A 9636-nucleotide genomic window follows, 5' to 3' on the forward strand; every position below is an offset into this window, starting at 1 on the left:
GCGTCCTCCTCCCGGAGGGCGCGCTCCGGCGTTTGCCCACCCGCCGACCTGCGGCAATTCCGTCCGGCCGTTCCGGACGGCCCTCGAAATCGATCATTACGCTTCGTAAATATTCGAATACCGGAACTTCGGGTCCGCTATCCGGAAGGCGGAGCCGGTGATTCCGGGCGCGATATGGCGGAATTTGCCGAGTATTGTCACGGCTTGGCCTCGGCCTGTAATTGAAAAGAGATGTGACGGCGATTCCACGGAAGGGGTCGGTTGATCGATAGTTGCTCTGCGCGTATCAGTGGTCACCTCGCCGGCTGTGCGGCTCGGCCCTGAGATGTCGACCCCCGTCGTACCCGGCACACCGGATGGCGGGGCGCCGTTCGTTCGTAAGCCCCTAAATCGAGGAGCAGTTGAATGAGGCTCACCAAGACGATGCGCTGGTCCGCGCTGGCGGCCTGCACCGCGCTCGCGATCTCCGCCTGCAGCACCGGCAGCGACAAGAAGTCCTCGGACGGCGCGAACGGGTCGGGCAAGAAGGGCGGCTCGATCGCCATCCAGTCGGGTGAGCCGCAGCACGGGCTGATCCCGCAGAACACCGCGGAGTCCGAGGGCGCCCAGGTGCTCGCGCAGGTCTTCGCCGGCCTGGTGGAGTACGACCGGCAGACCAACGAGCCGAAGCTGCGCGTCGCGGAGTCGATCGAGTCCCCCGACAGCAAGGTCTGGACGATCAAGCTGAAGGACGGCTTCACCTTCCACAACGGTGAGAAGGTCACCGCCCAGTCCTTCGTGGACGCCTGGAACTGGGGTGCCAACCAGGACAACGCGGCCGAGGCCCTGCCCTTCTTCTCCAAGATCGAGGGCTCCGAGGAACTCTCCCCGGGCAAGGACAAGAAGCCGGCCACCGACAAGCTCAAGGGCCTGACGGTCGTCGACGACAAGACCTTCACGGTCACCCTCAGCGCGCCGTTCTCGCAGTTCAAGATCATGCTGGGCTACACGGCATTCTACCCGCTGCCGAAGGCCTTCTTCCAGGACAAGAAGGCCTTCGAGGAGTCCCCGATCGGCAACGGCCCGTTCCAGATGGACGGGAAGTGGGAGCACAACCAGCAGATCAAGATCAAGCGCTTCGAGAACTTCCCGGAGTCGGCCGGAAAGGCCAAGCTGGATTCCGTCACCTTCAAGATTTACGACAAGCTGGAGACGGCCTACAACGATCTGCGGGCCAACAACATCCAGATCACCAACAAGCTCCCGATCTCGGCCATGGGCACGGTCAAGAACGAGTTCGGCGACCGGTACATCTACAAGCCGGAGTCGGGCGTCGGCTTCATCGGCTTCCCGATCGCCACCAACCCGGCCGCCTACGGCAAGCCGGAGATCCGCAAGGCGATCTCGATGGCGATCGACCGCGAGGCGATCACCAAGACCATCTTCTCGGGCACCCGCGTCCCGGCCGACGACTTCATCAGCCCGATCGTCCCGGGCTACCGCAAGGGCGCCATGGGCGACGCGGCGAAGTACGACCCGGCCAAGGCCAAGCAGCTCTTCGACACGGCCGGCGGCGTCCCGAACAACACCATCGACCTGGGCTACAACGCCGACGGCGGCCACAAGGAGTGGATCGAGGCGGTCGGCAACCAGCTGAAGAAGAACCTCGGCGTCGAGGTCACCTTCAAGCCCTTCGAGAAGTTCGGCAAGATCCTGGACTCGCTGGGCGACAAGCAGTTCTCCGGCGCGTTCCGGATGGCCTGGCAGATGGACTACCCGTCGATGGAGAACTACCTGCGGCCGATCTTCTCCAAGGTCGCGATCGAGAACGGCTCCAACTACGGCGGCTACGTCAACGAGCAGTTCGAGTCCGTGCTCGCCCAGGCGGACCAGGCGAAGAGCCTGGAGGAGGGCCAGAAGCTGTACCAGCAGGCCGACGACATCCTGATCCAGGACCTGCCGTACATCCCGGTCTACACCTACATGACCTCCGCCGCCTACACCAAGACCGTCAAGAACGTGGTCGTGGACGCCCAGAACCGCATCGACCTGGCCAACGTCGAGCTGGCCTGACCGCCGTCCACTCCGACCGGCGCGCCCTGACGGGCGGTGCGGGCAACCCCCGCGCCGCCCGGCTCCGGCGTGCCCCCACCACGAGGAGACCGCATGGGCCGCTATGTGGTCCGCCGGATCATCCAGGCCATACCTGTGATCCTCGGCGCGACATTCCTGATCTACGCACTGGTCTTCCTGCTGCCTGGCGACCCCATCACGGCACTGGCAGGTGAGAAGCGGCAGGACCCCGCCGTCGTCGCGGTCCTCCGGGACCAGTACCACCTGGACGACCCGTTCTTCATCCAGTACTGGGACTACCTGACCGGCCTGTTCAAGGGCGACTTCGGCGAGGACTACCGGGGCAACCAGGTCGTCGACGTCATGCAGCGGGCCTTCCCGTACACCATCAACCTGGCGCTCACCGCGCTGGCCATCGAGATGGTGGTGGGTGTCACCGCCGGCGTGGTCGCCGCCCTGCGGCGCGGCAGGTTCATCGACAACGTGGTGCTGATCTCGACCCTGATGGTCATCTCGATCCCGGTCTTCGTGATCGGCTTCGTGCTCCAACTGCTCCTCGGGGTGAAGCTCAACACCGACTACGGCATCGACTTCTTCCCGGTCTCCTTCAACGAGGAGGCCGGCTTCCGCTCCTACCTGCTGCCCGGCTACGTGCTGGCCTCGACCTCGCTGGCGTACGTGGCCCGCCTCACCCGGACCAGCCTGATCGAGGTCATGCGGGCGGACTACGTCCGGACCGCGGTCGCCAAGGGCCTCAGCCCGCTGCGGGTGGTGGTCCGGCACGGGCTGCGCAACGCGCTGATCCCGATCGTCACCTTCCTGGGCATGGACCTCGGCGGCCTGATGGGCGGCGCGGTGATCACCGAGGGCATCTTCAACATCCCCGGTGTCGGACACCAGCTCTTCCAGTCCGTCTACCTGCGGGAACGCACCATCGTCGTGGGCATCGTGAGCGCCCTGGTGATGGTCTACCTGTTCGCCAACCTGGTGGTCGACCTGCTGTACGCCGTCCTGGACCCGAGGATCCGCTATGAGTGAGCCGACGAAGAGCGAGAACGCGAGCGCGGCGATCCCCGGGCAGCGCGGCCGCGGCAAGGGCGACAAGGGCGGCAAGGGCGGCGAGCGGGTCGCCAGCCTGTGGAGCGACGCCTGGGCGGACCTGCGCCGCAACCCGCTGTTCCTGATCGGCGGGTTCCTGGTGGTCTTCATGGTGGTGCTCGCGGTCGCCCCGGGGCTGTTCACCGAGGCGGACCCGCGGGCCGGCGGCTTCTGCAACCTGGCCGACTCGCTGAAGCGGCCGAGCGGCGCCCACTGGTTCGGCTTCGACGTCCAGGGCTGCGACATCTACACCCGCACCATCTGGGGCGCCCGGAACTCGATCATCGTCGGCATGGTGACCACCACCCTGGTGGTCCTGGTCGGCGGTGTCCTGGGCCTGTGGGCCGGCTGGATCGGCGGCCTCGGCGACAGCGTGCTCTCCCGGGTCACCGAGATCTTCTTCGCGATCCCGCTGCTGCTCGGCGGCATGCTCATCATGTCGACCTGGGGCAAGGGCAACGCCTGGACGGTCTCCGCGGTGATGGCCGTGCTCGGCTGGCCGCAGATCTACCGGCTGATGCGCTCCGCGGTGCTGGCCAACAAGCACAACGACTACGTGGTGGCGGCCCGCGCGCTGGGCGCCGGGACCGGGCGGATCGTCAGCCGGCACATCCTGCCGAACGCCGTCGCCCCGGTGATCGTGGTCTCCACCATCAACCTGGGCGTCTACATCGGCGCCGAGGCCGCGCTGTCCTACCTGGGCATCGGCATCCAGTCCCCGGCGATCTCCTGGGGCCTGATGATCAGTGACGCCCAGTCCCGCTTCCTGAACGCCCCGCACGTCCTGCTCTTCCCGGCCGCCGTGCTGAGCATCACCGTGCTGGCGTTCATCATGCTCGGCGACGCGGTGCGCGACGCCCTCGACCCGAAGCTGCGCTGAGGAGGGCCGCGGACCATGACTGACATGACCGAACCGGCGAAGGACGGCGCGGGCCGGGACGCGGTGGAGGTGCTGGGCGCGCGCCGGGAGAGCCTGGTGCCCGGCACCCCGCTGCTGGAGGTCGACGACCTGCACATCGAGTTCCACACCCGGGACGGCGTCGCCAAGGCCGTCAACGGGGTGAGCTACTCGGTGTCGGCGGGGGAGACGCTGGCGGTGCTCGGCGAGTCCGGCTCCGGCAAGTCGGTGACCGCGCAGGCGATCATGGGCATCCTCGACATGCCCCCGGGGCGGATCACCGCGGGCTCGATCCGGTTCCGCGGCGAGGACCTGCTCACCATGACCCCCAAGGCCCGGCGGGCGGTGCGCGGCCGGAAGATCGCGATGATCTTCCAGGACGCGCTCTCCTCGCTCAACCCGGTGCTCAGCGTCGGCTACCAGCTCGGCGAGATGTTCCGGGTGCACCAGGGGGCGAGCCGCAAGGAGGCCAAGGAGAAGGCCGTCGAGCTGATGGAGCGGGTGCGCATCCCCGCTGCCAGGCAGCGGGTGAACGACTATCCGCACCAGTTCTCCGGCGGTATGCGCCAGCGCATCATGATCGCCATGGCGCTGGCGCTGGAGCCGGACCTGATCATCGCGGACGAGCCGACCACCGCGCTGGACGTCACCGTGCAGGCCCAGGTGATGGACCTGCTGGCCGAGCTCCAGGCCGAGTTCAACATGGGGCTGATCCTGATCACCCACGACCTGGGCGTGGTCGCGGACGTCGCGGACAAGATCGCGGTGATGTACGCGGGCCGGATCGTGGAGACGGCCCCGGTGCACGACCTCTACGCGCGCCCGGCCCACCCGTACACCAAGGGCCTGCTCAACTCGATCCCGCGGCTGGACCAGAAGGGCCAGAACCTCTACGCCATCCAGGGCCTGCCGCCGAGCCTGCTGCGGATCCCGGACGGCTGCGCCTTCAACCCGCGCTGCGACCGGGCCCAGGACGTCTGCCGCACCGAACTCCCGCGCCTGGTGTCGGTGCTGGACGCCGAGGGGGCCGACCTGCCGGGCCGCCGGAGCGCCTGCCACTTCTGGAAGGAGACCCTCCATGGCTGAGCCCATCCTGGAGGTGAGGGAGCTGGTCAAGCACTACCCGCTGACCCAGGGGATCCTGTTCAAGAAGCAGGTCGGCGCCGTCCGGGCGGTGGACGGCGTCTCCTTCGGCCTGGCCAAGGGGGAGACGCTGGGCATCGTCGGCGAGTCCGGCTGCGGCAAGTCGACGCTGGCCAAGGTGCTGATGAACCTGGAGCGGGCGACCGCGGGCCAGGTGCTGTTCAAGGGCGAGGACATCACCCGGCTCTCCGGGTCGGCGCTGAAGGCGGTGCGGCGCAACATCCAGATGGTGTTCCAGGACCCGTACACCTCGCTCAACCCGCGGATGACGGTCGGCGACATCATCGGCGAGCCCTTCGAGATCCACCCCGAGGTGGCGCCGAAGGGCGACCGCCGCAAGGCCGTCCAGGACCTGCTGGACGTCGTCGGCCTGAACCCCGAGTACATCAACCGGTACCCGCACCAGTTCTCCGGCGGCCAGCGCCAGCGCATCGGCATCGCCCGCGGCCTCGCGCTCAAGCCGGAGGTCATCATCTGCGACGAGCCGGTCTCCGCGCTCGACGTGTCCGTCCAGGCCCAGGTGATCAACCTGCTGGAGCAGCTCCAGAACGACTTCCAGCTCTCCTACATGTTCATCGCGCACGACCTCTCGATCGTCCGGCACATCTCCGACCGGGTCGGCGTGATGTACCTCGGCAAGCTGGTCGAGATCGGGACGGAGGAGGAGATCTACTCCCACCCGACCCACCCGTACACCCAGGCACTGCTCTCCGCCGTCCCGGTGCCCGACCCGACCGGGCGCGAGCAGCGCGAGCGGATCCTGCTCAGCGGCGACATCCCCTCGCCGGCCAACCCGCCGTCCGGCTGCCGCTTCCGCACCCGGTGCTGGAAGGCGGAGGAGCGCTGCGCGGCGGAGGTCCCGCTGCTCGCGGTGCCCGAGGTGCTGAGCGGTCCGGCCGCGCACGAGTCGGCCTGCCACTTCGCGGAGGTGCGGGACGTGATCGGCTCGGGCTGAGCCGGAGGCGTGTGCGAGGGGCCCCGGAGTCGCGTGGACTCCGGGGCCCCGGCCGTGCGCCGCGCCCGGCGGGACGTCACTTCAGGTAGCCGACGTTCTCCCAGATGATGTCGGACAGGCCCTGGGCGCCGATGTTGGCGAGGTCGGCGCGGGCGCCGAACAGCTGCGGGCGCTGGTAGAGCGGCAGCATGCCGGCCACCTTCCACAGCTCGCCGTCGGCCTGGTTGAGGGCCTCGAAGGTGCCCGCCGCGTCGGTCGCGGAGGCCGCCCGGTCGAACGCGGCGTCGACCGCCGGGCTGCCGGCCTGGGAGTGGTTGGTGCCGCCGTTGGTGGCGAAGTTGGTCCGGTTGCCGCTGGCCGGGAACGGGGTGCCGAGCAGCGAGAAGGCGGTCAGGTCGAAGTCCCGCCGGTTGACGTACTTGTCGAAGAACTCGTTGGGGCTGGCGGTGACGGTGGTGACCTTGACCCCGACGTCCTTGAGCATGCCGGTGGCGACGGCGGCCTCGTTCTGGGCCTGGGTGACGCCGGCCGGGATGACCATCCGCAGGTTGAGCTCCCTGCCGTCCTTCCGGCGGACGTCGCCGTCGAGCTTCCAGCCGGCCGCGTCGAGCTTGCGGGCGGCCTCGGCCGGGTCGTAGCGGCTGAGGCCGAGGGAGTTGTCCCGGTAGGCGTTCTGGTTGGCCACCAGCAGGTGGTTGTTGAGGGTGATGGTGGGCCAGTCCAGCCCGGCGAGGTCGGAGCGGGTGATGACGTCCCGGTTGATCGCCTGGAAGATCGCCTGGCGGACGGTCGGGTCGGTGAGGAGGGGGCTGCGGCTGTTCAGCGTGAACTGCCGGAAGTCGGGCCCGCCGGCCCGCCGGACGGCGGCGCCCGGGGTGCTGCGGATCAGCTGGTAGCCGGCCACGTCCGGACCGTTGTTGAACAGGTCGATCTCGCCCTTGTTGAAGGCGGCGGCCATCGTGTTGGGCACCATGGCGTGGAAGACGATCCGCTCCAGCAGCGGCTTGTCGCCCCACCAGGCCGGGTCCGCGACCAGGGTGACGGTCTGCGCCGCCCGGTCCATCCGCTCCACCTTGAACGGGCCCGCGGTGACCGGGATCGCCTCCAGGTAGGCGGTGTTGAACAGCTCCGGGGTGGCGACCTTGGCGGCCGGCAGCAGCGGGGCGTTGGCGGCGCCGTTGAACATCGTCTGCCACTCGGAGTACGGGCGCTCGAAGGTCATCACGGCCTGGTGGTCGTCCTTGCCGCGCTCGACCGAGGAGACCAGTTCGAAACCGGTGCTGCTGGCCGCCCGGAACGCCGGGTCCTTGCCGTTCAGCGCCTTCCAGTTGGCCTCGATGTCGCGCCAGGTGATCGGCGTGCCGTCGGACCAGCGGGCCCTGGGGTTCAGCGTCCAGACCACCACCTGCCGGCCCTCCCGCTGCTCGGCGTGGGCGTCCTGGAGGTAGGCCGGGTTGGGGGTCTGGGTGCCGGCCGCGTCGGAGCGGAAGAAGGTCGGCAGCAGCGGCTTGCTGACGGCGATGGTGGAGGACTCGCCGCCGTCGGTCTGGAGCGGCGACCACTGGGTGGAGTACTGGGGGATCGCCACCCGCAGGGTGCCGCCCTGGCGCAGCTCGGCGCGCTCGTGCGGGTTGATGTCGACGGCGGTGAGCTTGGGGCTCTCGACCGCGCTGGGCAGGGCGCGGGAGCCGGAGTCGGAGCCGCCGGGGGCGCAGGAGCAGAGCGTCAGCGAGAGCGAGACGGCGGTGAGGCCGGCGAGCAGGGCCGTGCGGCGGTACAGGGGGCGGCGGCCCATGGTCGGTTCTCCCGGGACTGATGCGGCGGACGATAGGCGACACATCTTGCTGACCGGGGAGCGGGGTTGTCGAGGGGCGGGTCCGGATCGGGGCCCGCCCCTCGATAACGGTTCGGTCAGACCGGGAACTTGTAGGTGCGCTCCTTGTCGCCGCTCTTGTCCAGCAGGGCGGTGATCTGGTCCGCGACGTCCTGCGGGGTGATCGGGACGAGCTGGCCGTTCTTCTTCGTCTTCACCTTGTCGAAGCCGACGGCGGCCATCTGGCGGCCCAGCGCGTCGAGGTCCCACTTGGGCACGAACTTGCCGCCGGCGTCCGGGACGAGGGTGAGCGCCACGGCGGCGGTCTTCGGTCCGAAGTCGAACTTCTTGGTGCCGGCCGTGATGTGGATCTGGCCGTTCATCACGGACTTGCCGAGGGTGTCCGCCGCGCCCTGGAGGGCCTGTGCGGAGGTCTTCGGCTGGGCGGCGGTCACCGCCAGGGCGACGGGCTGGTCGGGCTTGCCCGCGGCGCGGTCGCGGTAGGCCGCGTCGACCAGGTCGACGGCGGTGGCGGAGTCCACGGTCTGGCCGGCCTTGCCGGGGACGATGACGGTCTCGCCGTTCTCGGCGAACTTGACGTAGCCCTCCTGGAGGCCCTGCCCGGTGCCGCCGGCCAGCGCCTCCAGCGCGGACTTCAGCTTGGCCCGGTCGACCTTGACCTCCGGCGGCACGGCCTTCTCCTCGCCCTTGAGCGACTTGAGGACGTCCATCGGGTTGTAGGAGTGCTGGGCCAGCTTGTCCACGGTGGCCGTGGTGTCGAAGGCGAGCCCGGCGGCGATCGGGTCGAGGTCCATGGTCTGCTCGCCGACCTTCAGCTTGACCGGCTGCTGGCCGGCCTTGCCGACGCTCTCGTCGAGCTGGTGGATGGCCTGGTCGCGGCTGCTGCCGCCGATGTCCGTGCCGAGCACCACGGTGCCCTTGGGGACGTCGGACTGGTTCAGCATCAGCCCGGTGCCGTAGGCGGCGGCGCCGAGGAAGCCGAGCCCGACGACGGCGTAGGTGGCGAGCTTGACCAGCTTCTTGGCGGCGCTGGGCCTGGGCTTGGGGGCCGGCGCGGGCTTGGCGGCGGCGGGGGCCGGCTTCGGGCCGGACGGGCCGTCCGCCGCGGGGGCGGTGGCGGCGGCCGGGGCGGCGGGCGCGCTCTCGGGGTGCGGGACGGCGGTCCGGAACGGGTCGGCGGCGGGCTCGCCCTGGCGGCCGGGGGCGCCGGGGAAGAGGCCTGCGGGGGCCGGGGCGCCGTTCGCGGCGGCGGGCGGGCGCTGGGCGGCGAACGGGTCGGCACCGGCCGGGGCGCCCGGGAAGAGGCCGGGCTGCGGGGCGCCGCCCGGTGCGGCGGGGTCGGCGGGCGCACCGGGTATGGGCGCGGCCGGCAGGTCGTCGCGGATCGGGGCGAAGCCGTCGACCGAGGTGTCCTCGGGGTTCGGTGCGCCGGGCCCGACGGGGGCCGGGGGCTGCTGGACGGCGAACGGGTCGGCGGGCGCGAACGGGTCGGCCGGGGCCGGCGGGGCGAACGCCTCGACGGGGGAGTCGGCGTAGACGCCGGCCTCGTCGGCGGGCGGTTCTGGCGCCGCGCCGAACGGGGAGGCGGGCGCGCCGGTCGGGTGCGGGGCGGGGGCCTGGGCGGGCACCGGGCGGCCGTTGGCGCGGGCCGCGGCG

The 9636-nt window shown here is 70.0% G+C and carries 7 protein-coding genes; 5 read left to right on the top strand and 2 right to left on the bottom strand.

What is annotated here, in order from left to right:
- Window positions 1–405 precede the first annotated feature (405 nt).
- The 5 genes from ACFU74_RS33615 (at window position 406) to ACFU74_RS33635 (ending at window position 6146) form a co-directional block, all read left to right on the top strand.
- On the top strand, window positions 406–2052 hold the full coding sequence (locus ACFU74_RS33615; protein ID WP_380763741.1) for an ABC transporter substrate-binding protein: 1647 nt from the start codon (window positions 406–408) through the stop codon (window positions 2050–2052).
- A gap of 93 nt (window positions 2053–2145) precedes the next feature.
- On the top strand, window positions 2146–3090 hold the full coding sequence (locus ACFU74_RS33620; protein WP_380763743.1) for an ABC transporter permease: 945 nt from the start codon (window positions 2146–2148) through the stop codon (window positions 3088–3090).
- The gene (locus tag ACFU74_RS33625) at window positions 3083–4030 is read left to right on the top strand and encodes an ABC transporter permease (protein WP_380763745.1); all 948 of its coding nucleotides are present in this window, start codon (window positions 3083–3085) and stop codon (window positions 4028–4030) included. The genes ACFU74_RS33620 and ACFU74_RS33625 overlap by 8 nt, the downstream gene beginning before the upstream one ends.
- Before the next feature lie 15 nt (window positions 4031–4045).
- Window positions 4046–5134, top strand: a complete 1089-nt coding sequence (locus ACFU74_RS33630) for an ABC transporter ATP-binding protein (RefSeq protein ID WP_380763747.1) — start codon at window positions 4046–4048, stop codon at window positions 5132–5134.
- Complete coding sequence (locus tag ACFU74_RS33635) at window positions 5127–6146, top strand: ABC transporter ATP-binding protein (RefSeq protein WP_380763749.1); 1020 nt, start codon at window positions 5127–5129, stop codon at window positions 6144–6146. The genes ACFU74_RS33630 and ACFU74_RS33635 overlap by 8 nt, the downstream gene beginning before the upstream one ends.
- 76 nt (window positions 6147–6222) lie before the next feature.
- On the opposite strand, the gene ACFU74_RS33640 is transcribed toward ACFU74_RS33635, so the two are convergent.
- Together ACFU74_RS33640 and ACFU74_RS33645 are read right to left on the bottom strand one after the other, a co-directional pair.
- Window positions 6223–7941 carry an ABC transporter family substrate-binding protein gene (locus ACFU74_RS33640; RefSeq protein WP_380763751.1) on the bottom strand — a complete coding sequence of 573 codons (1719 nt, stop codon included), beginning with the start codon at window positions 7939–7941 and terminating at the stop codon, window positions 6223–6225.
- Between the two features lie 116 nt (window positions 7942–8057).
- Window positions 8058–9636, bottom strand: a 1579-nt coding sequence (locus ACFU74_RS33645; RefSeq protein ID WP_380763753.1) for a hypothetical protein, incomplete at its 5' end; no start/stop codon positions are given.

The organism is Kitasatospora sp. NPDC057500 (assembly GCF_042802195.1).
In the GTDB taxonomy this organism is placed as follows: domain Bacteria; phylum Actinomycetota; class Actinomycetes; order Streptomycetales; family Streptomycetaceae; genus Kitasatospora.

Bases quoted from the DNA above. Each gene is read 5' to 3' on its own strand.
- ACFU74_RS33615 (WP_380763741.1), top strand. From the start codon at position 406: ATGAGGCTCACCAAGACGATGCGCTGGTCCGCGCTGGCGGCCTGCACC.
- ACFU74_RS33625 (WP_380763745.1), top strand. From the start codon at position 3,083: ATGAGTGAGCCGACGAAGAGCGAGAACGCGAGCGCGGCGATCCCCGGG.
- ACFU74_RS33640 (WP_380763751.1), bottom strand. From the start codon at position 7,941: ATGGGCCGCCGCCCCCTGTACCGCCGCACGGCCCTGCTCGCCGGCCTC.
- ACFU74_RS33635 (WP_380763749.1), top strand. From the start codon at position 5,127: ATGGCTGAGCCCATCCTGGAGGTGAGGGAGCTGGTCAAGCACTACCCG.
- ACFU74_RS33620 (WP_380763743.1), top strand. From the start codon at position 2,146: ATGGGCCGCTATGTGGTCCGCCGGATCATCCAGGCCATACCTGTGATC.
- ACFU74_RS33630 (WP_380763747.1), top strand. From the start codon at position 4,046: ATGACTGACATGACCGAACCGGCGAAGGACGGCGCGGGCCGGGACGCG.